Annotated in this window: 23 protein-coding genes, 1 tRNA gene and 1 pseudogene; 11 read left to right on the top strand and 14 right to left on the bottom strand. The window is 57.3% G+C overall.

Translation table 11 applies throughout. The features are described 5' to 3' along the window. Positions 1 to 6 precede the first annotated feature (6 nt). Together trmB and ABGT73_RS02100 are read left to right on the top strand one after the other, a co-directional pair. Positions 7 to 741: a tRNA (guanosine(46)-N7)-methyltransferase TrmB gene (gene trmB / locus ABGT73_RS02105; protein ID WP_346668198.1), complete on the top strand. Its 735-nt coding sequence runs from the start codon at positions 7 to 9 to the stop codon at positions 739 to 741. Continuing rightward, positions 728 to 1660, top strand: coding sequence for a putative ABC transporter permease (locus ABGT73_RS02100; RefSeq protein WP_346668197.1), 933 nt, complete (start codon positions 728 to 730; stop codon positions 1658 to 1660). The genes trmB and ABGT73_RS02100 overlap by 14 nt, the downstream gene beginning before the upstream one ends. Before the next feature lie 227 nt (positions 1661 to 1887). Here the strand turns inward: ABGT73_RS02100 and ABGT73_RS02095 are convergent, their stop codons facing one another. Genes ABGT73_RS02095 through ABGT73_RS02075 form a run of 5 tightly spaced genes read right to left on the bottom strand, consistent with a single transcriptional unit; the run spans position 1888 to position 7827 of the window. Continuing rightward, positions 1888 to 2721 (bottom strand): ABC transporter permease, encoded by an 834-nt coding sequence (locus ABGT73_RS02095; protein WP_346668196.1) that lies wholly within the window; start codon positions 2719 to 2721, stop codon positions 1888 to 1890. Then, a complete protein-coding gene (locus ABGT73_RS02090; RefSeq protein WP_346668195.1) occupies positions 2703 to 4232 on the bottom strand; it encodes an FHA domain-containing protein in 1530 nt (509 codons plus the stop codon). Before ABGT73_RS02090 ends, ABGT73_RS02095 begins: the two co-directional genes overlap by 19 nt. A gap of 12 nt (positions 4233 to 4244) precedes the next feature. Beyond that, on the bottom strand, positions 4245 to 4724 hold the full coding sequence (locus tag ABGT73_RS02085) for a hypothetical protein (RefSeq protein ID WP_346668194.1): 480 nt from the start codon (positions 4722 to 4724) through the stop codon (positions 4245 to 4247). A 25-nt stretch (positions 4725 to 4749) separates the two neighbouring features. Further along, positions 4750 to 6474: an FHA domain-containing protein gene (locus ABGT73_RS02080; RefSeq protein WP_346668193.1), complete on the bottom strand. Its 1725-nt coding sequence runs from the start codon at positions 6472 to 6474 to the stop codon at positions 4750 to 4752. A 15-nt stretch (positions 6475 to 6489) separates the two neighbouring features. Continuing rightward, positions 6490 to 7827: a hypothetical protein gene (locus tag ABGT73_RS02075; RefSeq protein ID WP_346668192.1), complete on the bottom strand. Its 1338-nt coding sequence runs from the start codon at positions 7825 to 7827 to the stop codon at positions 6490 to 6492. A gap of 310 nt (positions 7828 to 8137) precedes the next feature. Here ABGT73_RS02075 and ABGT73_RS02070 point away from each other — a divergent pair. Next, positions 8138 to 8214: transfer RNA gene (locus tag ABGT73_RS02070), tRNA-Asn, on the top strand. A gap of 351 nt (positions 8215 to 8565) precedes the next feature. Then, positions 8566 to 9090, top strand: coding sequence for a hypothetical protein (locus tag ABGT73_RS02065; RefSeq protein ID WP_346668191.1), 525 nt, complete (start codon positions 8566 to 8568; stop codon positions 9088 to 9090). A gap of 29 nt (positions 9091 to 9119) precedes the next feature. On the opposite strand, the gene ABGT73_RS02060 is transcribed toward ABGT73_RS02065, so the two are convergent. After that, positions 9120 to 9299: a hypothetical protein gene (locus tag ABGT73_RS02060; protein ID WP_346668190.1), complete on the bottom strand. Its 180-nt coding sequence runs from the start codon at positions 9297 to 9299 to the stop codon at positions 9120 to 9122. 180 nt (positions 9300 to 9479) lie between these two features. Between ABGT73_RS02060 and ABGT73_RS02055 the strand changes: the two genes are divergently transcribed. From ABGT73_RS02055 to ABGT73_RS02040, 4 genes are read left to right on the top strand one after another with little or no spacing between them, the layout of a single operon-like run. Then, complete coding sequence (locus tag ABGT73_RS02055) at positions 9480 to 11627, top strand: histidinol phosphatase (protein ID WP_346668189.1); 2148 nt, start codon at positions 9480 to 9482, stop codon at positions 11625 to 11627. Then, complete coding sequence (locus tag ABGT73_RS02050) at positions 11584 to 11922, top strand: hypothetical protein (RefSeq protein ID WP_346668188.1); 339 nt, start codon at positions 11584 to 11586, stop codon at positions 11920 to 11922. The genes ABGT73_RS02055 and ABGT73_RS02050 overlap by 44 nt, the downstream gene beginning before the upstream one ends. Positions 11923 to 11974: 52 nt before the next feature. After that, positions 11975 to 13000: a hypothetical protein gene (locus ABGT73_RS02045; protein ID WP_346668187.1), complete on the top strand. Its 1026-nt coding sequence runs from the start codon at positions 11975 to 11977 to the stop codon at positions 12998 to 13000. Positions 13001 to 13026: 26 nt separating this feature from the next. Continuing rightward, on the top strand, positions 13027 to 14601 hold the full coding sequence (locus ABGT73_RS02040; protein WP_346668186.1) for a recombinase family protein: 1575 nt from the start codon (positions 13027 to 13029) through the stop codon (positions 14599 to 14601). A gap of 141 nt (positions 14602 to 14742) precedes the next feature. Here the strand turns inward: ABGT73_RS02040 and istB are convergent, their stop codons facing one another. From istB to ABGT73_RS02020, 4 genes and pseudogenes are all read right to left on the bottom strand, one after another. Beyond that, entirely contained in the window at positions 14743 to 15483 is a 741-nt protein-coding gene (istB, locus tag ABGT73_RS02035) for an IS21-like element helper ATPase IstB (RefSeq protein ID WP_346668185.1), read from the bottom strand. 2 nt (positions 15484 to 15485) lie between these two features. Next, positions 15486 to 17024 (bottom strand): IS21 family transposase, encoded by a 1539-nt coding sequence (gene istA / locus ABGT73_RS02030; RefSeq protein WP_346668184.1) that lies wholly within the window; start codon positions 17022 to 17024, stop codon positions 15486 to 15488. Positions 17025 to 17553: 529 nt separating this feature from the next. Further along, on the bottom strand, positions 17554 to 17685 hold the full coding sequence (locus ABGT73_RS02025; RefSeq protein WP_346668183.1) for a hypothetical protein: 132 nt from the start codon (positions 17683 to 17685) through the stop codon (positions 17554 to 17556). A 29-nt stretch (positions 17686 to 17714) separates the two neighbouring features. Continuing rightward, positions 17715 to 17870, bottom strand: a pseudogene (locus ABGT73_RS02020) (MATE family efflux transporter); the annotation flags it as partial. Between the two features lie 735 nt (positions 17871 to 18605). On the opposite strand from ABGT73_RS02020, the gene ABGT73_RS02015 reads away from it, so the two are divergent. The 3 genes from ABGT73_RS02015 to ABGT73_RS02005 all read left to right on the top strand — a co-directional run bounded on the left by ABGT73_RS02015 (position 18606) and on the right by ABGT73_RS02005 (position 20720). Beyond that, complete coding sequence (locus ABGT73_RS02015) at positions 18606 to 19046, top strand: MarR family transcriptional regulator (RefSeq protein ID WP_346668182.1); 441 nt, start codon at positions 18606 to 18608, stop codon at positions 19044 to 19046. Next, entirely contained in the window at positions 19043 to 19705 is a 663-nt protein-coding gene (locus tag ABGT73_RS02010) for a DUF6198 family protein (RefSeq protein ID WP_346668181.1), read from the top strand. The genes ABGT73_RS02015 and ABGT73_RS02010 overlap by 4 nt, the downstream gene beginning before the upstream one ends. A gap of 142 nt (positions 19706 to 19847) precedes the next feature. Further along, positions 19848 to 20720 (top strand): DegV family protein, encoded by an 873-nt coding sequence (locus tag ABGT73_RS02005; RefSeq protein ID WP_346668180.1) that lies wholly within the window; start codon positions 19848 to 19850, stop codon positions 20718 to 20720. 70 nt (positions 20721 to 20790) lie between these two features. Here the strand turns inward: ABGT73_RS02005 and ABGT73_RS02000 are convergent, their stop codons facing one another. From ABGT73_RS02000 to ABGT73_RS01985, 4 genes are read right to left on the bottom strand one after another with little or no spacing between them, the layout of a single operon-like run. Then, positions 20791 to 21363 carry a nucleotidyltransferase family protein gene (locus ABGT73_RS02000; RefSeq protein WP_346668179.1) on the bottom strand — a complete coding sequence of 191 codons (573 nt, stop codon included), beginning with the start codon at positions 21361 to 21363 and terminating at the stop codon, positions 20791 to 20793. Beyond that, positions 21360 to 23687, bottom strand: a complete 2328-nt coding sequence (locus ABGT73_RS01995; protein ID WP_346668178.1) for a molybdopterin cofactor-binding domain-containing protein — start codon at positions 23685 to 23687, stop codon at positions 21360 to 21362. The genes ABGT73_RS02000 and ABGT73_RS01995 overlap by 4 nt, the downstream gene beginning before the upstream one ends. Next, positions 23656 to 24126, bottom strand: a complete 471-nt coding sequence (locus tag ABGT73_RS01990) for a (2Fe-2S)-binding protein (RefSeq protein ID WP_346668177.1) — start codon at positions 24124 to 24126, stop codon at positions 23656 to 23658. Before ABGT73_RS01990 ends, ABGT73_RS01995 begins: the two co-directional genes overlap by 32 nt. Beyond that, entirely contained in the window at positions 24126 to 24917 is a 792-nt protein-coding gene (locus tag ABGT73_RS01985; RefSeq protein ID WP_346668176.1) for an FAD binding domain-containing protein, read from the bottom strand. The genes ABGT73_RS01990 and ABGT73_RS01985 overlap by 1 nt, the downstream gene beginning before the upstream one ends. Positions 24918 to 25002: the final 85 nt, after the last annotated feature.

Below are 25002 nucleotides of genomic sequence, written 5' to 3'. Positions count from 1 at the left end.
TACGTTATGCGCATGCGATTCAAACCCTACGCACGGCCGGAGCTGCTGGCCTGCGACTTCCACGTTCACGAGCCGCTGACCCACAGCGGCCACTGGCGCGAGCTCTACGCCCGGCCCGACCAGCCCTGGCATCTGGAACTGGGCTGCGGCAAGGGCGGTTTTCTGGCCCAGATTGCCCCGGCCCACCCCGACATCAACTATCTGGGCATCGACATCACCGACAAGGTGCTGATCCTGGCCAAGCGCAAGGTGGAGGCCGCCTACGCCGCCCGGCAGCTCCCCCCCGACAATGTGAAGATCGCCAGCCTGGACATCGAGCGGCTGGGCAACGCCTTCTCCCCCGCCGACCGGGTGGCGCGAATCTACATCAATTTCTGCAATCCCTGGAGCAAGAATGCCGGAAGCCACAAGCACCGGCTGACCCATCCCCGGCAGCTACTGCAGTACCGCGCCCTGATGGACGAGGGGGCCGAGATCTGGTTCAAGACCGATGACGATGACCTCTTCCGCGACAGTCTGGCCTACTTCCCGGCCGCCGGGTTCGAGATCACCTGGCAGACCTTCGACCTCCACGCCGACGAACCGGCCTGGAATCTGCGCACCGAGCACGAGGGGATGTTCAGCGAGCAGGGCATTCCCATCAAGGCGCTGATCGCCCGCAAGGGGCCGGACAGCACGGTGAGCTGGGTGGAGCCCAAGGAGCTGGCCCGCCAGCAGGAGGATAATGATGACCTCGCCTGAGGTGGCTGCCCGCGCCCTGTACTGGTTTTTCGTCTACGGCATCCTGGGCTGGTGCGTGGAGGTGATCTACGCGGCCATCCGGGAGCACCGTCTGGTCAACCGGGGCTTTCTGTGCGGGCCCATCTGCCCCATCTACGGTTTCGGCATGGTGGGGCTGCTCCACTGCATGGGGCGGCTGCCCCATGGCGACGGAGCCCCCGGTGTGCTGACGGTGTTCCTGGTGGGCATGGTGCTGACCACCGCCATCGAGCTGATCGGCGGCTGGGCGCTGTTCCGGCTCTACCACATCCGGTGGTGGGATTACTCCCATCTCAAGGGCAATCTGGGCGGGTATATCTGCCCCCAGTTTTCCCTGTTGTGGGGGCTGGGCAGCGTGATCATGATCAAGGTCGTTCACCCGCTGCTGGCCCGCGGCAGCGATGCGCTGCCCTTCCGGGTGCTGCTGCCGCTGGACTGCGTGCTGCTGGTCTTCTTCGCGGTGGATCTGGGTGCCTCGGCAGCGGCCGCGGCCGGACTGAACCGGCGGCTGCGGGAGATCGACGAGCTGCGCGCCCGGCTGCGGATTTCCAGCGACAAGCTGACCCAGCTGCTGGGTACCGGCGCCATGACCGCCGATACCCTGCTGGATGAGCAGAAGCTCCAGCTGGCCCTGGCCAAACTGGAGAGCCGGGAGAACGCCGACGCCCTACGCACCGAACTGACCGCCCGCGCCGAGGCCCTGCGCGCCAAGCTGCGGGACATCGATCTGGACCGGCTGGGTACCCGGCGTCTGCTGCGCGCCTTTCCCCGGATGCAGAGTGCCCGCTATGCCGAGACGCTGGCGGCCACCCGCCAGGCGCTGGTCCACCTGCGGCGGCTGGCCCGCAACGCACGGGCTGCAGCCCAGGAAGCGGCCGACCGGCTGCGGCGGCAAGAGTAATGCTCTTCAAAGGAGGGAACAGTCCCGCACGGCGGTGCCTGACGGTCCTATTCCCCCCTTTGGATTCCCCCTCGACAAAATTTGACGGCAAATCGCGCACTTGCCGCACACAATTTGCCGTCAAATTTCCCTGTATGTGTCTGCGCCGGTCGGCTCATGTCCGCCGGCGCAGACGTTTTATAATTTCTAAACAAATGAAGACCCCATCCGGCAGGATGGGGTCTTTTTCATGCCTTTTTGCGGTCGAAGGAGATCTGCAGCACCAGCCAGGCGGCCAGGATGCAGACCACCGCGATGAGGGCCATCATCTGCCAGCAGTGCAGCAGGTTGGCGATGGTGGCGTCGTACATGGGGCCGTCGAAGCCTGCCTTCAGCCAGGCCAGACGGCTGTTCAGGTCGGTGGAAGCGCCCAGGGCGCCCATGCCCCAGCGGCAGACGACAACGTTGGCGATGACGTTGGCGGCGCCGGTGAGGTTGAACATGATGCCGCTGAACACCACCTGGCCGATCATGATGACCAGCACCACCAGGATGGCGGTCTCGCCGCTCCTGAAAATGGCCGACACCAGCAGGCCGGTGGCGCTGGAGGCGAACAGCATGAGCAGCACCGTGACGAAGAGTTCCAGGTTGGTCTCAAACAGCAGATGGTTCTGGGGAATGTGTACCACATTGACAAACCCCACCGTGAGGATGGCCGCCTGGACGATCTCGATGAGCAGCAGCACAAAGGCCTTGCTGAGCACCACCGCCGGCAGGCTGACTCCCACCGAGGCCTCCCGCAAAATGATTTCCCGCTCCTTGCAGATCTCACGGTAGGAGTTGAGGGTGCCCATGAAGGCCGCCATGGCGCTTAAAATAAACAGCGCCGTGCGGCTGCCCACGTTCACCAGGTTGGAGGTGAAGCAGTTGGGGTCCACCACCAGCCGGATGACAAACACCATGAAAGGCGCCTGCAGCACCAGGCTGGCCAGCAGCAGCTTGTCGTTCCAGATCAGCCGCAGGTTGCGCTGCACCAGCACGGTGAACTGGCGCAGGAATTTCATCAGTTCGATTGGTCGCATCGCTTGTCCGCCTCCTGTGCTGCCTCGGGCCAGGCCGCCACCAGGCGGTTGAACTCCGGTGTGGTGTAATACTTGCAGCGGTATTGCTCGATCAGTTCCGGCACCCGCAGTTTTTCAAAGATATCACTGGTGAGTTCCACATCAAAATAGGAATTGAGATGCTCCGGCGGGCCGTAGTAGCAGAGCACGCCCCCCACCCCCAGAAAGGCGATTTTATCGCAGAGGTTGATGTTGGCCATATTGTGGGTGACCATGAGCACCGTGCAGTTCTGGTGGCTGAGCTTGCGGCAAAGTTCCATCATGCTGCGGTCCAGGTCCGGCGACAGGCCGCTGGTGGGCTCGTCCAGGATGAGCAGCCGGGGACTGGCCAGCAGCTCCATGGCGATGGATACCCGCTTTTTCTGGCCGCCCGACAGCTGGGAGATCAGCGTCTTTTCCCGGCCGGTCAGGTCCACCGCCTCGATGGCATGGGCCACCGCCGCGGCGATCTCCGCCCGGCTGGCGTCGTGGGCGATGCGCAGCTTGGCTGTGAAGGTCAGGCTCTGCTCCACCGTCAGGTTGTCGTGCATGATATCTTTCTGGGGCACGTAGCCCAGCACCGCGTCGAAGGCGTTGCGGTTGTCCCGGGTGTCCAGGCCGTCAAACCGCACGCTGCCCGCCGTGCAGGGGGCTGTGCCGGTGATGCAGGTGAGCAGGCTGGATTTGCCGGTGCCCGACCCGCCCACCAGCACCACAAAGCTGTTGGGCTCGATCTCCAGGCTGGTGCCGTCCACAATGTTCAGCGGTTTGCCGGTGTTGCGGTCCTGCACCGTCTTGTATACGTTGAGCAGCTGCACACTGATGCCGCTCTTGTGCTCGTGGTAGTGGAGCAGCCCGCCGGTGAAGGCAAACACCTGGGTGGGCACATTGATGACCGCACCGTTGCGCAGCGCCATCCGGCTGATGCGCACGCCGTCCACATAGGTGCCGTTGGTGGACCCCAGGTCCCGCACCTCAAACTGGCCGTCCCGGTAGACCACCTCGCAGTGGTGGCGGGACACCCGGTCGCTGACCAGCTTGATGTCGCAGTCGTCGGCGCGGCCGATGAGCACCCGCTTTTTCCGGCGGATGTCCACCTCCCGCAGCACGGCGGCATCGGGCTGCTCCTGGCGGGGTCCCTCGGCGCTGCCCTGCACCGTGTGGATTTCCTCCACCCGGAAGGTGATCTCCTGGGTGGCGGCATCCCCGTCGGTGTTCAGCCCGATCACGTCCCCTGGCTGGAGGGCACAGGTCTCCCCCGCCGTTAGGTAACGGTTGTTGTACCAGGTGTTGCAGGCGCTGGAATCATCGGTGACGGTCCACTGCCCGTCGGTGCAGGCGATGGTGAACTGGCGGTCCCCCACGTTGTTCCGGCGCAGCACATACTCACACTGGGCGCTGCGGCCGAACCGATAGGCGCCCCGGTCGGAGGGCAGCGTGATGCGCTGCTTGTTGCGCTGTTCGGTAATGAGAAAGACAATTTCGCTCGGCACGGCGGCACCTCCTTACCAGCGGAATCCGCCGCCGCAGAACGGCACGAACCGCAGCGTCTGGCTGCCCAATTTCAGCTCCTCGCCGCCGGTGAGGGACTGTGCCGTCAGGACGGCCTCTCCGGCCAGGTAGCACAGTTCCTGGGAGGAGCCGGGCAGCAGCGTGAAGGCGTCGGCCTGGTCGTCGTAGACCACCACGGCCTGCCGCGCTCCCAGCGGGGCATCGGGGCTCAGCGTCACCGGCGTCCCGGCGCCGTCCAGTCCCACAAAGCTGCGGCCCACCCCCAGGCGGAGATCCCGCCCCCGGGCCGGTCCGTCCAGCACCACCAGCCAGCCCGCCACCGGGCCGTCAGGGCTTGCGCTCTGGGCCGGGGAGGCCCCTTCGCTGGTATGGACAATGGCGGTCTCGGTCTGCAGGTCGGTGTTGCAGTAGGGACAGGCGGGGTACTTGTCCCCGTCGTAAAAATGGCCCTGTTCACATTTGGTCAGTTTCATCCTTGTCTCCTCGTTTCACGTCCGCTCACAGCACCAGCCGGATCGTCGTGCGGCCCAGGCGCAGGGTATCGTTGTTTTGCAGACGGTGTTCCCCGTCTATCCGTTCTCCGTTCACAAACACGGCTGCCTCGGGGGACAGCGTCTGTACCAGCAGCGCCTCGCCCCGCACGCAGAGCAGGCAGTGCTGGGGCCGGATTTTGGCGTCTGGCAGGCAGAGATCACACTGGGACGCATCGCTGCCCAGCATCAGGCTGCTCTCCACCATGCCGGCCCAGCGGCTCTCCGCAATGGAACCGCGCTGGGCCCAGAAGAGCGTCACCCAGCGGCGGGGCAGCGCGGTCGCGCCCTCGGTGCCGGTGAGCAGATGCTCGGCCTCCGCCGCCTGCTCGGCGCTGCGGTCATGCCGCCGCAGCTGCCGCCAACGCAGGGCCAGCGCCGCCAGCACCACCAGCGCCACCGCCAGAGGCAGCCGGAACCGCGCCAGATAAAAGGCGTTATCCCGGGGCCAGACCGCGATGGTAAAGTCGGTCTGTTCCCGCAGCGTGCTCACGTTGGCGGGGGACATCCGGCTGGATACCTTGTTCAGGGCCACATGGTACTCGCCCTTGTAGAGGTCACCGGTGGTCAGCGTTACCGTGCGGCCGTCCTCGCTGATCTCCACCTTTTTTATGGGCACGTACCAGTTCCAGATATCGTTGGTGACCACATGGTAGAACTGCGGCCGGGTGGCGTTGGGGTTGATGGCCTGGTTCATCGTCAGTTCCAGCTTGTTGCGCCCCAGCACCTGTACCTCATCCACCATGGGCTTCTCCATCTGAAAGCCCATATAGACGGTGGAACTGCTCTGCACCGCGCTGCCCAGGCTGGGCGCCGACAGGGTGACGATCTCCTGCCGTTCGCCGTACAGACTTTCCGGCACCTCGGTGCGCAGTTCCAGCGCCGTGGCAAACAGCTGCTGTTTGGCCAGCAGTTCCTCCCCCATCCCGGTCATGGTGCAGGGGATGATCCGCCCGTCCGACATGGTGTTCAGCACCGCCAGCGTGTCCGGCGAGCCGCTGCCCACAAAGGTGTACATGGCCACGTTGAGTTTGCTGCTCACATCGGTGAGCAGTCCGGCCAGCAGCGCCGGGTTGGTGACGATGCGCTGTCCGTCGGTGCAGACAAACACCGCCTTGCGCGGCGCCAGGGCCTGGTATTCCTCCTGGATGTCGCTGGCCACCCGGGCGGCCGCCCCGGCCATATCCATCTGGCCGTCGGCCTGCTGGATGGCCGCCAGCGCCTTGTAGAGCGCCGTGGAATCCGAAGTGGCCGACTGCACACAGGTCGTCCCCCCTGCCAGGGTGTAGAGGGCGATCTGGTCGTTCTCCCCTTTGCTGCGGATGAGCTGCCAGATGGCCGCCCGCATCTGCCGGAAATCCACCGGGTCAATGTCGGCGCTGTTGTCCAGCGCCACCAGGTAGCAGATGGGGCTGTCCGCCTGGCCCAGGGAACTGGTGTCCAGATGCTGGTCCCCCACCGTCAGTTCCAGGCCTGCCGCCTGCACCACCATGGGGGTGTAGGAATTGCCCTGGGCGTCCAGTGCATAGAAAAAAACGTCCATTTCCGGCACGTTGACGTAGATCTGCTCCACCCGGAAACTGCCCGCGCCGCTGGTCGCCGTGGTGGTCTCCTCCGCCGAGACGGCAAAACAAGCCGCCAGGCACAGCACCACCATCCACACCGCGGACAATGTGGTCTTCAATGTCTTCACACACAGTCTCCATGTTTAAGTATGGGCCATCTTCCTGTGCAGCGACCGCAGCGCCGCCACTGCCTTCTTCCGGCGGGGATTCTCCTCCGGCTTGCGCTCGGGCAGAATCTCCATCTCCCCGCTGCCGGTGTCCTCGTCCTCCTCGGTGGCGCTCAGGTCGGGCATCACCGGGGCATGGGGGCCGCGGGCCGGCGGCTCTTCGTCCAGGATGGGCTCCCCCTTCTGCCGCAGGATCGGGTAGGAGAAAATAGCCCCGGGAATCTCCACCTCCGGTGGGTCGCTGGGCTGCTGCTGGGGCTCGGTGTCAAAGTACTCGGGGGAAGGCTTGGTCTCCTCCTCCGGCACCAGCTCCACCGTACGCGGCGGGGCGGGCTCCTCCTCGTCCAGACCGGGCGCCACCACACAGTTCACGGCGTCCTTGCTTTCCTCCGGGGCTTCCTCCTTTTCCACAGGCAGCGCGGCCGCCGCAGCATCCACCGTCTTGTCCGACAGATCCAGCTGGGGTTCGTCGGAAGCCTCCGTCACATCCTTGTCATAGGTGGCCAGCGGGGTGTTCTGCCGGGCATAGTCCTGGGCCTCCTGCAGCTCCCCGATCATCTGGCTGAAAAAGTCCATCAGCTTGTCCCGCTGCTGCTCCATGGCCGCAATGCGGCTCTTCAGGTCCTGCAGCCGCAGCCGGTGGGCGTTCTGGATCTCCCGCGTCTCGTCGGTGGCCGCCTGCACCATCTTGCGCGCCTGGCTGATCGCCTGCTCCCGCGCCAGCTGGTCGATGGCCTCCGCCTTGCGGTTGGTCTCGGCCAGCAGCGCGTCGGCATCCTCCTGGGCCTTCTTGCGGATCTTGTCCGCCTCGGCGCGAGCGTCGGCCAGCACCTGTTCCTTCTCCTTGAGCACCTGCTGCCGGGCTTCGTCGTGGGCGCGCCCCTTGATGCGCAGCGCGGCCTCCGCCTCCTCGGCCCGGTCGGTCAGCTCCTTGTTCTCCCGGGTCAGGTCCCCGTTTTTAAGCCGCAGCACCGCCACCTGGTCGGTCAGCGAATGGTTGCGCTCCTGGACCTTGGAATATCGCGTCTCCAGATCGTCCCGCCGCCGGGAAATCTTGTCCGCCTGCCCCGCCAGTGTGGCGTTCTGGGCCGCCAGGTTCTGGTTCTGGCCCATCAGCGTCTGGCAGCGTCGCCGCAGCGCTTCGCTCTCCTGCCGGGCGGCCCGGGCTTCGGCATTGGCGGCCGTCAGACTCTGCTCATAGTCGCTGCACAGCGCCCGCAGCGCCTGGCGCACATCCTCCGGCTCGTAGCCGCCGAACCGCGCCTTGCGCACACCGCACTGTTCCATATATTGGTTGACATCAATTTTTGCCATACGCCGCAATCCCCCGACAAATTTCTATAAGTAATTTCATTATAAAACATGCCCCAGGGGAACGCAAGCGGATTTTGCCAAAGTCCGTCGGGGACCGGGCAGCGCAAAAAAGTGCAAAAAAATTTGAAAAAGTCGTTGACAAAGCAGGGCCGTGTTGCTATAATAATAAAGCTGGCTCGCGAGTGAGCCGTCAAAAAGAATATTGCCCCTTAGCTCAGTCGGTTAGTCCCGCTGATGCGAGGTTAATGTTCGAGATCAGTTCCTTAACATCGTTGGCTATATGCTGTTTTTGGCATAGCTACGAAAATATTGCCCCTTAGCTCAGTCGGTTAGAGCACCTGACTGTTAATCAGGGTGTCCTCGGTTCAAGTCCGAGAGGGGCAGCCACCAAGCGATAGAACTTTCACGTTCTATCGCTTTTTTATTTTGTCTCGCTTTTGGTCAGCAGGATTTCGTCCTAAATAAAATGCCCAATTTCCGGAAAATCGGCAAGCACTTGACTGTTAATCAATTTTATTGTTTGGGGAGAGTATAAGGTTTCCTCGGTTTCTATGTTTCTCCACATCTATTATGTTTCGGATAACTAAAAAGCGAACGGCAAAGATGGTTTTGTCGTTCGCTTTTTGATGCTTTAGTAAATTCATTCGCTTTATTCTTAGTGGAAATATACCTAGAAAACAATCAAGCTATGTCGTATAATAGTAAAAACATTTACTTGAAGTTCCAAGGTACTCACTTATGCAAAACCGCAATGGCCTGACCGATACCTCTAAGCAAATTCTGAAAAGCAATTTTTTAATTGTATATAAGCAGCTAGAATGTGCAATACACGAGTATGCTTCTTCTGGGCATACCATGGGCAATTTCATCTACGTAGACGCGTATCTCGCCGCCAGTATCCATGCGGCTATGGACTATATTGAGCGATTTAACAAAATCAACCTGCCTAAGAACATCATCTCCGCTTGTAGATACGCCAATAACACATTGAAGCATAACCCAAGACTAGTAACACACCGAAAAGCGACTGGAGGATTTGAATTTCCTTTTGGTTCAGAGGAGTCATTTTCAATCGAAAAGATCGATATAGTGTGGAACTTCGATCCATCTATAACCATGGATCTAAAGGCACATGATCCAAAGGCCCGCGAAAAGCAAGAACACCACTTTAATAATCTGAAATCTTGTTTCAAATCCACTTTTGCTAGCAAGTCCATCCTAGAAACATTGGAGCCAGTTTTCTATGCTATTTCAAACGATTAGCGTACTTGTAAACTGGCAGCGCTTTGGTTTTACTGATCTTCATCCTCGCAAAAAACTATTTCATCTTTCTTAACCAAGAGAAATTTATAGTCGAATAGCTTATCTTCCAGCACTCGGACGAGATATATTGTTTGATCATCGTAACTGCCACAGATCAAAATTTTCTCACCAGATTTTAATTTTACTACTTTTTTCTCACTGCTTTTCATGTTACGTTTCTCTCCCTATGTTCATGGTAGTACTACGTTTCCTATAGCATCACGCTTGCCTTACAACTAGAATATACACATTTATTGGGTTCATAATTTGTACTTTCAACGAGCATCGACATATAAAGTACCATAAACCGTATTAAAGCAACTTATAACACTCCGAAAGGATGGAAATATATGAAAGTTGATCTTCATTGCCACACCTTAAAGGTAAAATCAGGTGATGCGGCAACCAGAAATGTATCCGTTGAAGTATTCGCCCAGAAAATAATGGACGCTGATGTGAAGATCGTCGCCATCACCAATCACAATATGTTTGACTTGACCCAATACATTAAATTTCGTGATGCTGTTACACAGTACTGCCAAGTTTGGCCCGGCGTTGAACTTGATATTCTTGACGACTCTAAAGTTCATTGGCACTTAATTATTGTTGCCAATCCCCAAAATTTATCTGCTTTTGACAAACATGTATCTTCACTATTGGACAACACGAACAGAGATACCATTACCTTCTCTATGAAAGAGGTCGTTAATTGCTTTTCTGCTTTAGACGTATTGTATATTCCGCATTATCATAAAGATCCCGGAATTCCTGATGCAGACTTTCAAACATTAGTAACTTTGGTACCAGAACAATATCGAATTTTCCGGGAGACATCTAATTTGAAATCTCTAGGGATTTTTTCTAACTATCAATTTAAGGTCATCATCGGAAGCGATGTGCAAAATTGGAACACGTATGAAACTTGCGATTTTGCGGAACTCCGTTTGCCAGTAGAATCTTTTGAGCAATTCGTATTGCTCGCCAAAAGAGACGCTGTTAATGTTGAGACTCTTCTAACTCGAACTCACCCTGTCTCTGTCAGTGTCTCTCCTCACCCATCAATTCATTTTAACTTAACTCTGTATCCAGAAATGAATGTGATTTTTGGTCAAAAAGGGACAGGTAAGAGTGAAATTCTAAATTCCATGAAAAATTCGCTCGAAAACCTTGGAAAATCATGTAAATATTATCGCGGTTCTCAACGCGACGAAGACTTCAAAAGCATCCTATCAACTTCCGGAATGAAACGAGATCCCCTATATATGGGAGTTCCTAATTGTAGCAATGAGTTTGAGTATATTCGTACTTGGAGTGATTTTCGTCCTACACCATTATCTGAATATGTCACATGGCAAACAACAAAGCAGAATAACCGTAACAAAAATCGGATGAAAATCACGCTTGCCACAAAGCTAACTACCAATGCACATTCCGTCTATTCGAAAAAGAAGAAAGATAAAAACAATGTCACAAAAATTGCCGAGCTTCTTCGATCCATTGATATAAATTTATACTTATCCTCCGAAGATGCGAACAGATTAAATAATTTAATTGCTACATTGGCGGACCGAACCACTGATGAAACAATCAAATCTTTTATAGAATGGGAAGCCACAGTGCTCTCAAATTACAGTATCGAACAAATCAAATCTATCGCAGACAAAAACACTGATACGAAATCTCACCCTTCTACAACCGGATTTTACGACTTTGCAATTAGGCGCCTTAGACTCTTAAAAAACGTCCGGACTATATTAAAGGCGCTCTCTACTGCCCCCAAAAACGAGGATGCTTACCTCGGTGTTCTGGAAGATAAAGGTTCGATCTACATACGCTCCTCTTATCGAATGCTTTGCCCCGAATCACGTACTTCTGAGTTTGCCCTCGGGATTCGCAACCTTAGAGAAGTCAACACCAGCTTAAACAACCTACAAAACGAAATTTGTTCTGCATCCTTAGTTTCTGTAGTATCTCAATTCAATGACCTTTGTCGAGAACACAATATTAAAGACGTTGCACCATTCATTGGGCTTTCAAAACTAATTGTTGGAGAAGGTAAAGAAGGAGGAAAAGACCACCTCCCCTATGAACCTTCAAATGGGGAAAAAGGCATTCTACTTTTACAAAAATCGCTATCTTCGCCTGCTGACGCCTATTTAATTGATGAACCTGAACTTGGGATGGGCAACTCCTATATCGATCAGTGTATTAGACCAAAACTTAGTGATTTGGCCAAAGAGCATAAAATAGTAGTGGTTGCCACGCACAACGCTAATATAGCTGTACGGACGTTACCATATCAAACCATTTTTCGCAAATACGATAAAGGTGCTTACTACACATATACCGGGAACCCGTTCACAAATAAACTAGTGGATATCAATGACCCCGACAATGTACTTTCGTGGAAAGACGAGAGTATGCATACACTAGAAGGAGGGAAAGAAGCTTTTTATGAACGAGAACACATCTACGAAATCGGTAGTCATCAATGTTGAACTTTTAGATAAGGACGGCAAGGATATTCTGCATTTCGATTTGGTATCAGAGTCACATCCCCAGGGCATAGACGTGAATTTAAATGCCGAAGATGGGCAAAATCAACTGGTTACTGTCTTTTCTTGCTTACTCCAAAAGCTTTTAATGAATAAAGTTGTTCTTCAATTAAAGATCAACAACGGTTATGGACGCATGCTCTTTAAAGACGTATGTACTGAGTATATTAAGAATTTAAATAGCGAACTGGATTCTGTTTATGAGCAAATGATAAGCGAACAACTAATCAACAGTTAATATCAAATAGATAAACGCTCTATTGTTTTCATACAATCATTTGAGGCATTTTATGAAAATTCTAGTTCCTAGAAATCTATCTCCTTTAAATGCATTAAACTTTTCAACATTTCTCTCAACACAGCATCATGAACGCGAATTTGTTTATGACTTTTCTCAGATGCAACACTGCCCTGCATTTGGTATGTTGATTGTGTCAAATGCCATAAGAAAAAACATCGAATCATTTCCGCAATCACAGCACATACCCATTAATTACGATTCTACTCAGGGGTGTCAATTGGCTTCCGAGTTTGGCTTTTTTCAGGCTTGTGGCTGGGATATTGGCCGCCTCCCCTCTCAAAAATCATACGGTGAAACATATATTCCTATCAAAAAGGTTTCTGTCAAAGATCTTCAAAGTCGGTATCTGTCATCCACTATCGTATTAGGTGAAATGATAGATTGGCATTCTTTAGAACTCGCTTCCACATTAACGCAAGACGATAGCAGTGAAGCCACTAAAACTATTCAATATTGTTTGCGCGAAATAATTCGCAACTCTTTCGAGCATGGACGGACCGACGAAGTTTGGATTTGTGGTCAATTTTGGAAAGCTCGTAATACAGCTCAAATCGGAATTATTGACTCTGGATGTGGAATCTATAGAAGCCTTCGCCAAAACAGGCATTATAATCCCAGGAGCGATGCAGATGCAAACAAATTAGCGCTGCAACCCGGTGTAACCAGAAAATATGGCATTAAGCAATATGATGATTTTTGGAGTAATTCTGGTTACGGTCTGTTTATGGCCAGTTCGATATGCTGCATTGGTGGATCTTTTTGGCTATGCAGCGGTAATGATGCTACCTTGGTAAATTCTGATGGTCAAAGAAACTACAGCATTGCCTATAATGGAACCGCTGTTTGTATGGATATTCACACCGATAGAATTGATGATATTGAAAAGCTGCTTCCTGAAATTGCCACTAAAGGGAATTCCGAGGCCAGAAGACATGGTTCCGAGCGCGTATTGACCGCTTCAAAAGTATCTACCATCGCCTCATTAGTTAAATCCTCTAAAAAGACAACCGAATAATCAAAAACGTTTAAGGACCACTCATCATGCTACTTCGTGTCTGCTGCCTATACCGGGTATCTACAACGGCTCAAGCCGATCATAATGATATCCCCATGCAGCGGGAAGCGTGTCATGAATATGCGCGAGAGCACGGGCTGTGGATCATCAAAGAATACCAGGAGCGCGGCATTTCGGCGTTCAAAACCCCAGCCGAAGATCGAGACGCCCTGCAGAAGCTGCGCGAGGATGCGCTCGAGAAGCGTTTCGAAATTCTGCTCGTGTTTATGTTTGACAGAATCGGGCGCCGAAGCGACGAAACGCCTTTCGTTGTCGAATGGTTTATCAAACACGGCATCCGCGTTATCAGTGTCAAAGAGGGCGAACAAATTCTGGACAGCCACACAGACCGGCTGCTCAATTACATTCGCTACTGGCAAGGTGAAGGAGAATCCAAAAACACCTCCCTGCGCATCCAGACACGGCTTCGTCAGATGCACCAGGAAGGCTATTATACCGGTGGACCTGTTACTTATGGATATCGCGTGGCCTACACCGGACGCCGAAACAAAAAGGGGAAGCCTGTTCAGGATCTTCTGGTTTGCGACGAAGAGGCCGCCATTGTCAAAGAAATTTTTGCTCGGACTGTTTCCGAACAAATTGGCACCACAACTCTCGCCAACGATCTGAACCAACGAGGCCTTCGCACACGGACAGGCGCCAAATTTCAATATCGGACAATTAAGAGCATCCTGCAGAATCGCGCTTACCTTGGATACATAATAAAGCGGGACGTCTCCTCACCACATATTCCGATTTTGCAGATCATTGATGAGACCACTTTTGAAAAGGCAAACCAAATTCTTGCCAAGCGTTCTGTGGCTACAGTTCAGCGGCGCTCGATACCAAGAAAGGGAAAGCCGGCACTCCTTTCCGGCATTCTCTTTTGCGGCACCTGTGGCCATCGCCTTTCCACCAGCCGTCCAGCAGAAAACTCCCAGCGAAACAAAACACAGTATGTCTGTCCTATCTGTCGGAAAGCACAGCTTGTTGAGCGCGGGCAATCCACCTATACAGCCGAAACCGTAGATTCTATGGTTCTGCGGCAGACTTCTACCCTGCTGAATCTATTTACCGCACATTCAGAAGATTCTTTACGGAAAGCCTTGGAGAAGAAGCGCAAAGCAGCAAAGCAGCGTTTACAGGAAGAAAAGGACCGTCTGGAATCGGCAAAGGCAGAACTCTCCAAGAGAGAAAATGAAGTGGTTCGCGTTCTGGATGGCAGAAGCAAATATACCGCCAAAGAACTGAGCGCTCTGATTCACGAACAGAATACAATTTGCAATCGCTTGTCCGGCTGGGTAGATCGGTTGAACGACCAAAATCAACATCTGCAATACATTTCTCGGGACCTATCTTTCCTGTACGCCACTGTCCTGAGCTGGAAACGCATATTACCCACTGCCGCAGAAGAGGAACAGCGCAAAATCTTGCGGGAGCTCTACCAGCGGGTTGAGATCCAGCGAGGCTACGCTATAAACCTTAACCTCACATCAAACTATTCTTTCTTCCTTTCCTGTACCGGGAAAACCAAGAAGAGCGTCTGCAGCGTCAAGCCGTAGGCGATTTTTGCGTACGCCGCTCAAAAAGTGCAGCTTGACCGCAGATGATGGTGCATCGTCACCGGCGGAATGGTGCACCCATTTCGGTGAAATGGTGCATGGTGGCCGCGGGCGTGGTGCACCGGGCCACCATGCAGGGAATTACTCGGGGATGCCCTTGCGCTTGCGCATGGACTCGCCCTCAATCTGGATGGTATAGGCGTTGTAGATGATCCGGTCACAGATGGCGTCGGCCAGGGTGGGATCGTACAGGTTTTCATGCCACTCGCTGGTGTCATACTGGGAACAGAAGATGGTGGAAGCCACCTTGTTCCTGGCCTCTACCAGTTCCAGCACATCCCGGGCCTCGGCCTCCTTGAGGGGATAGAGCAGCCACTCGTCCAAAATAAGCAGTTTCTCTTTCCTGAGCTTTTTCATGTAATCCCGGTAGGTTCCGTTGGCCCGGGCCACAGAGATCTCCACCAGCAGATCCGGCAGACGAATATACCGCACGGAATAGAAACTGCGGCTGGCAGCCATGCCAAGGGCGCAGGCCAGATATGTCTTTCCGGCCCCGGTTGCTCCCAGGATGATGACATTGTGCGCTTCCTGTAGGTAAGTGCAGGATGCCAAACGCAGGATTTGTTCCCGATCCAGCTTACGCTCCGGCAGATATTCGATATTCTCCACACAGGCGGCAGGATCCGCGTAACCAGCGTTGCGGATGAGGCGGGTCAGGCGGTTGCTTTTCCGGGCACTCCACTCCGCATCTACCAACATGGCAAACCGATCCTCAAAGGAAACGGTCTGGAATTGGCTGTCCTGCAGCTGGGTTGAAAAGGCTTCCGCCATGACGCCCAGGTGCATCTCCTGCAGCTTACGTACCGTTTCATTGCTCAGCATGGTCATTCCCCCCTCTTGTAGTAGTCGGCGCCTCGAGTGAACTTATGGGCTTTGGGCTCTTGCGGTTTGGGTAGAGCATCCTCATCCAGCAGCTTGTCCTGCCCGGATTTCAGGATAGACTGGACGCTTTTCAGGCTGGGGGAGGATGTGTAAGAGAGGGCTTTCCGACAGGCGTTCTCCAGCCGCTGCGGGGAATAGCGCTCTGCCAGTTTCAGCAGGGCCATGCAGGACTTGTAACCCTGCTGTTCCACCTTGTGTGCGGAAAGAAAGAGTCGTACCACAGCAGCGGTGTGCTGGCCGATTTGCTCTGCCCAGCGGGTGAAACGCTCGCCGTTCCACTGCAGGTATGCCTGGTGGTCCGGTGGCATATGATCCTCCACCGTGCTGTACTGGTTGGGACGACCTTGAAGCCGCAGATGGGAGGCGATACGGGTGCCAGAAAAGAAGATTTCTACTGTGGTCCGGGTAAGGCGCACATCCACTTGCTGCTTGATATACTCATACGGCACGGAGTAGTTCATATGCTCCACACTGATGTGGTAGTTATACTGGACGGTTGCCACTTTCCAGACTGCCAGCTCGAAAGGAACTGCCGGCAGCGGCTGCAGAAAGAGCCGCTCCTCGGCAAAACAGGATGCCCGGCTTCCTTCTCGCTTCTGAAATGGCTTGTGGTTGAAGGATTCCAGCTTCTCACGGATTGCCTGATTCAGTTCCGCAAGGGACAGAAACTGGCGGTTGCGCAGAGCAGCCAGGATCCAGGTAGAGACCACGCCGACGGAACCTTCTACAAAGGCCTTGTCCTTGGGACTGCGGGGCCGGGCGGGGAGAATGGCAGTGCCGTAGTGCTCCGCCATCTCCTGGTAGGATTTGTTGAGCACTGTTTCTGTCCGGGAGTTCTTGAGTACTCCAGCCTTGAGGTTGTCCGGCGTGAGGATACGGGTGACCCCGCCGAAATACCGATATGCGTTGACATGGCCGGTGATCCATGATTCCTGCTTCATATCCAGGAAGGCCTCTGTGTAGGCGTATCCGCTGTAAGGGAGCACCGCCACAAACAGATAGGCGTCCAGCCGTTCCCCGGTGTCTGTGTCCACCAGAGCTGCGGTCTGGCCCGCCCAGTCCACCTGCATGGTCTCGCCGGGCTTGTGTTCCAGGTGCATGGTAGCTTTGGTCTTGTGGACATAGTCTGCGTAATACTTGTTGAACTGGGTGGACTTGTAGGGCAGCTCACCGCTCTGTCGGCATTGCTCGCAGTATTCCACCCACAGCAGGCTCAGGGTGACGCCACTCTTCTGCATTTCACGGTATACCCACTCGTAGTCCGGCATCTTGTAGACAGGGGTCTTTTGCTCGGTTGGAAATAAACGCTGGGAAACTTCCTGCTGCGACATGGATTGCGCTTGCTGCCAGTCAAGTTTCTGTTCCCGAGCCCGGGCTAATGTGCGTGTGACCGTGTTGCGACCGCAACCAGCGGCATCTACGATCTCTCGGTGTGTGAGTCCAAGACTTTTCAGCCGAAGGATCTCTTTGTGATTGACCATGGTAAGGCCTCCTAAAATGAATTTGCATCTGACGATGCTGAACTCATTTTAGTGGCTATCCTGTCAATGCACCATGGCTGCGGTGACCATGCACCATTTTAGCGGTTTGGCTGCACCATTCGTGCGGTCTGCACGCACCGTTTCAGGCGGTGTATTCAGATTTTCTCGCATTTACGTTATTTTTTGTTTTTTCCGTTTGCCTTCACATCATTGGCAGGAAAAATCATTTTCAATCAATTTATTATCATAATAACGATATATTTTTTACTTTTCGACAAAATCCGCTATTTTAGAGCACCTGACTGTTAATCAGGGTGTCCTCGGTTCAAGTCCGAGAGGGGCAGCCACCAAGCGATAGAACTTTCACGTTCTATCGCTTTTTATTTTGTCTCACTTTTAGTCGGCAGGATTTTGTCCTAAACAGATTGCAGAATTGGGTGAAGACCCGGGCAAATGATTTCTGATCCCACAGACGGACCACAGAAAGAGGCGGCGAAGGAATCCTCCTTCGCCGCCTCTGTTTTGGTGGTCAATCAGCCCAGTGGGGATCCCGGAAGATGGCCCGGCCCACTCCGATCAGGTCGGCAGAGCCTTCCTCCAAAAGTGCCCGGGCCTGGGCCAGGGTGGTGACTCCACCGGTCAGAAGGACCGGGATCCGCACCGCCTGCCGATGGCCTGGAAAAAGACACCATTGCCCAGATCCCCCACCCCACGACCGATAAAAATTTGATCCACGATATTATACAGCGTACTGACCACCATGGAAATGATGCTGGGGATTGCGAACGTCCGCAGCAACTGTCCGATGGGAGCAAAGCCCAGCAATTGGCGCTCCGTTGTTTTCATCTCATTTTCCTTTTCTATTTCATGACAGCAGGCGATTTTTCCACACCAAACTATAAACTTTCCCATATAAAGACACCATGGTTTTCCTGCAGGATATGTTGCGCTCCGTGATCCAAAAGACGAAAACCTCCCTGAACACCTTCCTCAGCGCCATGACCTGCCCGAACAAGACGATCTGGCCCGTCTCAGGCCGGAACAGGCGGGATTTTCACAACCTGCTGCCAGTGGGTTTCGGGGGACGCTCCCGTCCACATCCCGGAACTGAAACGGGAGACCTTTGCCAAAGTCCACGAGCAGTGGTATAATGCTGCCAACACGCTGATCGTTCCGGACGGCGCCCTGTACCTGGACGCCGCGCTGGTCCTTCTGGACGAAGCGCTGCCCGCCGGGCAAAGACAGCCCACGCCTCCCCCGCCGCTGCAGGTCCGGGCGCATGGCGGCACCACCGTGGTGGATTAGTCCGGGTCGATCACAGCGCAGTCTTCGTGCCGGGGCCCCGCCGCCAGCTGGATGCCTGCGGGGCGGAACTGGATACCATCTGCTCACTTTGAAAGGAGCCTGCCATGACGGAAGAACTCTACGGGATGTATACCGCCATCCTCACCGAATAAATATCCCCCGGCGAAGCCGGGGGATATTTATTGTTGCCTTTTTGGGAATTGCCCCCTTGACATTCGCCCGGCGCGGCGTACAATGGGGTGGATAATAAGTTTACTTATAGTAAGGAGACTCACTATGGAGAGCCTGCACTACCTGCTGATGAAGACCAACGCCCTGTTCCACAAGCGGATCGTGAACCGGATGGGCCGCATCGGTCTGACACCCGGCCAGCCCAAGGTACTGGAATACCTGCGCCTGTACGGCGAGGCCGACCAGAAGACCATTGCCGCCTACTGTGAGATCGAGCCCGCCACGGTGGGCAGCATTCTGCTGCGGATGGAGGACGCCGGCCTGATTCTGCGCCGCCAGAAGGCCGGCAACCGCCGGTCGCTCTATGTTTCGCTCACCGACAAGGGCCGGGAGGCCGCCGACCGGGCGGAGGAAATCTTCCGCCAGTTTGAGGCGGATGTGACCCGGGGCCTGGCGCCGGAACAGGTGCAGACGCTGCAGCAACTGCTGAGCACACTGTACGACTGCCTGCAGGCCGAAACCAAAAAGGAGAGGGAATTATCATGAAGGAAATCCGGAAATATTCTGCCATTTCGCTGTGCAAGCGGATCGCCATGCTCTGTCTGGGGCTGATCGTCATGGCCTTCGGCGTGGCCTTTTCCATCACGGCTGCCCTGGGCACCTCGCCCATCTCCAGCGTGCCCTATGTGACGGGCGCCATCTCGGGGCTGAGCGTGGGTACCACCACCATCATCATGAACGCCATCTTCGTGCTGATCCAGATCGCCATCCTGCGCAGCCGCTACCAGTGGTTCCAGCTGCTGCAGCTGCCGGCGGCCATCCTGTTCGGCACCACTATCGACGTGGCCTCCTGGCTCATCCGCAGCCTGGACCCCACCGCCTACTGGCAGCAGTGGCTGACCTGCCTGGTGGGCATCTTCCTGGTGGCGCTGGGCGTCAGCATGGAAGTGGTGGCCCGGCTGATCGTCACCGCCGGCGAGGGCATCGTGCTGGCCATCTGCCAGGTGGCCCCCGTCAAGTTCGGCAACATGAAGATGACCTTTGACCTGACGCTGGTGGCGCTGTCCATCATTCTGTCCTTCGTCTTCCTGGGCCATCTGGACGGCGTGCGGGAAGGTACCATCGCCGCCGCTGTGCTGGTGGGCCAGCTGACGAAAATCCTGCTCAAACCCATGGAAGCCTTTGAAAAAGTCTGCCTGAACTGATGTTTCCCCATGGCCCCGGGCCATGGGTTTTGTTTTGCCCGGAACCGATGCGGCTTTGTATTGATTTTGCGGCCAAAACAGGGTATTATGGTAGTATATGCGGCGGGGTGCGACCCGCCAGTTTACACAAAGGAGTTTTGTGATGGAAAACTACGTTCTGTTCAGTGAATCCACCTGTGACCTGACCCCCGAGCTCGTGCAGGAAATGGATATTCAGATACTGCCCATGACCTTCACGCTGGACGGCCAGAGCTACCGCAACTATCCCGACAACCGGGAGATGAGCCCCGAGACCTTCTACGACAAGCTGCGCAACGGCAGCATGTCCACCACCAGCCAGGTGGGCATCACCGACTACGAGGCGGCCTTCACCCCCTTCCTGGAGCAGGGCAAGGACATCCTCTACCTGGCTTTCTCCAGCGGTCTGTCCGGCACCTACCAGGCCAGCAAGATCGCCATCGAGGAACTGCAGGAAAAGTACCCCGACCGGCGGATGGTCAGCATCGACAGTCTGCAGGCCAGCATGGGCGAGGGCCTGTTCGCCTACACCCTGGCCATGATGCGCAAGAACGGCGCCTCCATGGACGAGCTCATCGACTTTGCCCAGAAGAACACCCAGCGGTTCTGCGCCTGGTTCACCGTCAACGACCTGATGTTCCTCAAACGGGGTGGGCGTCTCAGCGGCGCCGCCGCTGTGGCGGGCACGCTGCTGGGCATCAAGCCGGTGCTGCACGTGGATCCCGAGGGGCACCTGGTGGCCATGGAGAAGGTCCGCGGCCGCCGGGCCAGCCTGGACGCCCTGGTCAAGCACTTTGCCGCCTCCGCCGACAAGAACTACAGCGAGATGACAGTGTTTGTGAGCCACGGCGGCTGCCCCGAGGACTGCCAGTACGTGGTGGACAAGATCAAGGCCTACGGTGTGAAGCGGATCTGCACCGGCGATATCGGCCCCGTCATCGGCGCCCACAGCGGCCCCGGCACCGTCGCCCTCTTCTTCCTGGGCGGCCCCCGCTGATCGGATTTTTTGCCATAGGAAAACCGCCCCGCGTCACGTAAATCCCGTGATGCGGGGCGGTTCTTTGTTTTTATGGCAGGTCGGCGGGGGTGTCGATGTCCTCCAGTTCCTCGGGAGCGCACGCCACCCGCAGCAGCCGCTCCGGGTAACGGTTGAGCACCGCCCGGCCGCCCCTGTCTCCCTGCAAAGCCCGCAGGGCGGGGGCCAGCGCGGCGCAGAAGAGGCCGGGATTGCCCACCCGGTCACCGCAGGCCGCCGTGGCCGCCCAGGTGCCGGGCACCGCCAGCGCCAGAAAGCGCCGGACCGTGTCGGGACGCAGCCGGGGCTGGTCAGCCACCGCAAAAAGCAGGAAATCCCCTGCTCCCAGCGGTTCCACGGCGTCCAGCCCGGCCCGGATGCTGTAACTCTGGCCCAGGGCACTCTGGGGGCTGGGCACCGCCCGGGCGCCCAGGGCCCGGGCCGCCTCGGCGATGGCCGGGGTGTTGGTCACCACCGTCAGGTCGGCATCCCGCCGCCCGGCGCAGACCTCCGCCAGCGTTTGCAGTCCATGGGAAAACAGCGGCCTGCCGTGACAGTCGGCCAGCAGCTTGTCGGCCCCGAACCGGCGGGAAGCCCCCGCCGCCAGATAGATCAGATGGGTCATTTTGCCTGGTTCTGCAGCCCCATGAGGATTTTTTCCGGGGTGATGGGCAGTTCCCGGAACCACAGCCCGGTGGCCCGGTAGATGGCGTGGGCGATGGCCGGGGAGGGCGTGTTGATGACGATCTCGCCGATGGACTTGGCGCCGAAGGGCCCGGTGGGCTCGTAGCTGGACTCGAATTCCACCTGCAGATGGCCCATGTCCAGCCGGGTGGGGATCTTGTACTGCATGAGGGAGTTTTCCAGGATGCGGCCCTTGTCGCTGTAGGTCACATTCTCGTAGAGGGCCATGCCGATGCCCTGGACGATGCCGCCCTCGGTCTGGACCCGGGCCAGGTTGGGGTTGATGGGAGTGCCGCAGTCCACCACGGCCTTGTAGTCCAGCACCTGGACGCTGCCGGTCTCCTTGTCCAGCTCGATCTCTGCCATGCCCACCATGAAGGGGGGCGGCGAGACCGGCGAGGAATGGGTGGCCGTGACCTGCACCGCCGTGTTGTTGTTGCACTGGGAGCTGACGGCCAGATCGGCCAGGCTGATTTCCGCCGTGCCGTCGCAGCGGCGCACCGCCTTGCCGGTGAATTCCAGCTCGTCGGGGGTGCAGCCCAGGCTCCCTGCGGCCAGGGTGCAGAGCTGGGCTTTCAGCTGCTGGCAGGCCTTTTCCACCGCCTTGCCGGTGACGTAGGTGGTGGAGGAGGCATAGGAGCCGGAATCGTAGGGGGAGGCGTCGGAATCGGCGCCGAACACCGCCACGTTGTCCAGGTCGCAGTCCATGCACTCGGCCACCATCTGGGCCAGAATGGTATCACAGCCGGTGCCCATATCGGCGGCACCGATGATCAGGTTGTAGGAACCGTCGTCGCTGAGCTTGACGGTGGCGGAACCCACGTCCACCCCCGAGATGCCCGACCCCTGCATGGCCATGGCCACACCGGCGGCGCGCACCTTGCCGTTGCCCATATCCCGCACCGGGTACTTTTCATCCCAGTGGAAGAGTTCCTTGCAGCGGGCCATGCACCGGTCCAGAGCGCAGGCGTTGGCGGGTTCGTTGTAGTAGGCGGGCATGATCATACCTTCCCGCACCATGTTCTGTTCCCGCAGTTTGACCGGGTCGATGCCCAGCTTGCCTGCCAGCTCGTTGACGGCGCTTTCCACCGCGAAGATGCCCTGGGTGGCACCGTAGCCGCGGTAGGCACCGGCGGCCTGCACGTTGGTGTAGACCACATCGTAGGCGAAGCGGAAGGCCTCCAGGCTGCCGGTGTAGAGCGGGATGGACTTGTGGCCCGACAGGCCCACCGTGGTGGGGCCGTGCTCGCTGTAGGCGCCCGAGTTGGACAGGGTGTAGACATCCATGGCCCGGATCTTGCCGTTTTTATCGGCGCCCAGCTTGACATGGACCTCCATCTCGTGCCGGGGACTGCCGGCGATCTGGCATTCCTCCCGGCTGTAGACGATGCGGGCGGCACGGCCGGTCTTCCAGGTCACAAAGGCCGGGTAGACCTCCGACACCGAGGTCTGCTTGGCGCCGAAGCCGCCGCCGATGCGGGGCTTTTCCACGTGGATCTTGGATTTGGGAATGCCCAAAGCGATGGAGAGGATCCGCCGCACGTGGAAGACGATCTGGGTGGAACTGACCACATGCAGCCGCCCGTAGGGATCGATCTCGGTGTAGGTGCGGAAGGTCTCCATCATAGCCTGCTGGCAGGCCTTGGTGTGCCACACATGGTCGATGACCACGTCGCAGTCGGCCAGCACCGCCTCCACGTCGCCTTCGCCGCAGGTCTCGCTGGCCACCAGGTTGCGCTTGTTGTCGGCGCCCACCGGGCAGAGAGCCTCCCAGTCCTCCTCGGGATGGACGAGCACCGGGTTGTCCTTGGCGGTGTGGGGGTCCAGCACGGCGGGCAGCACCTCGTAGTCCACCTTGATGAGCTTCATGGCCTTGTCCACGGCCTTCTCGGTCTCGCCGGCCAGAATGGCCACCGCGTCCCCCACAAAGCGCACCCGCCGGTCGAGGATCAGCCGGTCGTGGGGCGAGGGTTCAGGGTAGGTCTGGCCCGCGTTGGTGTACCGGTTGTGGGGCACATCCTGCCAGGTGTAGATGGCCACCATGCCGGGCACCTTCAGGGCGATGTCGGTCTTGATGGAGCGGATCAGCGCGTGGGCATGGGGGCTGCGCAGCACCTTGACCACCAGGCAGTCCCGGGGGGTCACATCCTCGGTGAAGGCGGGCTTGCCCAGCAAAAGGTTCATGGCGTCCTTCTTGCGCAGCGGCTTGCCCACGGTTTTCAGTTCGGCCACCTCAGTTCCCCTCCTTTGCCTGGTTTCGGGCATTCAGAAATGCCCGGATGCCCCGCAGCTGTCCCTCGTACCCCGAGCAGCGGCAGAGATTGCCCGCCAGATAGGCGCGGATCTCGTCGTCGGTGGGGTCGGGATTTTCCCGCAGCAGGGCGATGGTATTCATCACATAGCCGGGGTTGCAGAAGCCGCACTGCTCGGCGCCCTGGTCGGCAATAAAGCCCACAAAGGCTTCCGCTTCGGCCTGCAGGCCCTCCAGCGTCTGGACTTCGTGGCCGTCCGCCCGGGCCGCCAGCACCGAGCAGGAAAGCACCGGTTTGCCGTCCAGCAGCACGGTGCACAGCCCGCAGTTGGAGGTTTCGCAGCCCCGCTTGACGCTGGCGCAGCCGTGGGCGCGCACAAAGTCGATGAGCAGGGTATCGGCGTCGATGCTGTCACGCACCGGGCGGCCGTTGAGTTTCAGTTGGATTTCCATTATGCATCCTCCTTGCAGGCCAGCAGGGCCCGGCGTACCAGCACCCCGCAGACGGCGCGGCGGTAGTCCGCCCCGGCGCGCAGATTGCTGCCAAAGGTGGCTTCGGCGGCGACGCTCTTGCCGAAGGCCGCGGCGGATTCCGGCGTGATGTCCCCTGCCAGCAGGGCGGGGTCGCCGGTGTAGAGCTGTGCCTTCATGGGCCGGGCACCGATGGCGCAGCGCACACCGTCCGCCCGCACCGCCACGGCGCAGGTCAGCACCGGGAAGTCGGTGGAGATGTTGCGCTGGGCCAGGTAGGCCACCTTGCCCACCGCTTTGGGCACCACGATGTGGGTCAGGATGTCCCGCTCATAGGGACGGACGGCGTAGTCCGCCAGCGGCACCGCCCCGCCGTGGTGCAGTTCCACCATGGCGTCCAACGCCAGGAAGAGCGTCAGCACGTCGGAGAAGCCGAACCGGCCGTAGAGGCTGCCCCCCACCGTGGCCAGGTTGCGGAACTGCACCCCCACGATGGACCGCACGCTGTCCGCCAGGGCGCCCCGGGTCAGTTCGTTCAGCCCCGGGTGCTGTTCCAGGGTGCGCAGCGTCACCACGGCCCCGATGCGGTAGGCGTCGGGGGTCTCTTCAATGGTATCCAGTCCCAGGTCGCTCAGATCGATGGCGGTGTCCACCGTGCGGTTCTGGGTCTTGAGCCACAGCATCCCGCCCAGCACCACATTGGCCCGCTTCTGGCACAGGGTATAGGCTTCGTCCAGGCTTTGCGCGCGGACGTATCGCTTGATGGTCAGCAAGGTGCTACCTCCTCACAAAAGTATGCTTTCTCGGTTCCAGTATACCATGGAAACCCGCAAAGAAAAAGCCCCGCCGGGGCGGCGG

Origin of the sequence: uncultured Subdoligranulum sp., assembly GCF_963931595.1 — a bacterium.
Classification (GTDB): Bacteria; Bacillota; Clostridia; order Oscillospirales; family Ruminococcaceae; genus Gemmiger.
This window is presented reverse-complemented; position numbering and strand designations above follow the sequence as displayed.

Coding starts and splice junctions, on each gene's coding strand:
- trmB (WP_346668198.1), top strand. CDS start 7: ATGCGCATGCGATTCAAACCCTACGCACGGCCGGAGCTGCTGGCCTGC.
- ABGT73_RS02100 (WP_346668197.1), top strand. CDS start 728: ATGACCTCGCCTGAGGTGGCTGCCCGCGCCCTGTACTGGTTTTTCGTC.
- ABGT73_RS02095 (WP_346668196.1), bottom strand. CDS start 2,721: ATGCGACCAATCGAACTGATGAAATTCCTGCGCCAGTTCACCGTGCTG.
- ABGT73_RS02085 (WP_346668194.1), bottom strand. CDS start 4,724: ATGAAACTGACCAAATGTGAACAGGGCCATTTTTACGACGGGGACAAG.
- ABGT73_RS02075 (WP_346668192.1), bottom strand. CDS start 7,827: ATGGCAAAAATTGATGTCAACCAATATATGGAACAGTGCGGTGTGCGC.
- ABGT73_RS02065 (WP_346668191.1), top strand. CDS start 8,566: ATGCAAAACCGCAATGGCCTGACCGATACCTCTAAGCAAATTCTGAAA.
- ABGT73_RS02060 (WP_346668190.1), bottom strand. CDS start 9,299: ATGAAAAGCAGTGAGAAAAAAGTAGTAAAATTAAAATCTGGTGAGAAA.
- ABGT73_RS02055 (WP_346668189.1), top strand. CDS start 9,480: ATGAAAGTTGATCTTCATTGCCACACCTTAAAGGTAAAATCAGGTGAT.
- ABGT73_RS02050 (WP_346668188.1), top strand. CDS start 11,584: ATGAACGAGAACACATCTACGAAATCGGTAGTCATCAATGTTGAACTT.
- ABGT73_RS02045 (WP_346668187.1), top strand. CDS start 11,975: ATGAAAATTCTAGTTCCTAGAAATCTATCTCCTTTAAATGCATTAAAC.
- ABGT73_RS02040 (WP_346668186.1), top strand. CDS start 13,027: ATGCTACTTCGTGTCTGCTGCCTATACCGGGTATCTACAACGGCTCAA.
- istB (WP_346668185.1), bottom strand. CDS start 15,483: ATGCTGAGCAATGAAACGGTACGTAAGCTGCAGGAGATGCACCTGGGC.
- istA (WP_346668184.1), bottom strand. CDS start 17,024: ATGGTCAATCACAAAGAGATCCTTCGGCTGAAAAGTCTTGGACTCACA.
- ABGT73_RS02015 (WP_346668182.1), top strand. CDS start 18,606: ATGGAGAGCCTGCACTACCTGCTGATGAAGACCAACGCCCTGTTCCAC.
- ABGT73_RS02010 (WP_346668181.1), top strand. CDS start 19,043: ATGAAGGAAATCCGGAAATATTCTGCCATTTCGCTGTGCAAGCGGATC.
- ABGT73_RS02005 (WP_346668180.1), top strand. CDS start 19,848: ATGGAAAACTACGTTCTGTTCAGTGAATCCACCTGTGACCTGACCCCC.
- ABGT73_RS02000 (WP_346668179.1), bottom strand. CDS start 21,363: ATGACCCATCTGATCTATCTGGCGGCGGGGGCTTCCCGCCGGTTCGGG.
- ABGT73_RS01995 (WP_346668178.1), bottom strand. CDS start 23,687: ATGCCCGAAACCAGGCAAAGGAGGGGAACTGAGGTGGCCGAACTGAAA.
- ABGT73_RS01990 (WP_346668177.1), bottom strand. CDS start 24,126: ATGGAAATCCAACTGAAACTCAACGGCCGCCCGGTGCGTGACAGCATC.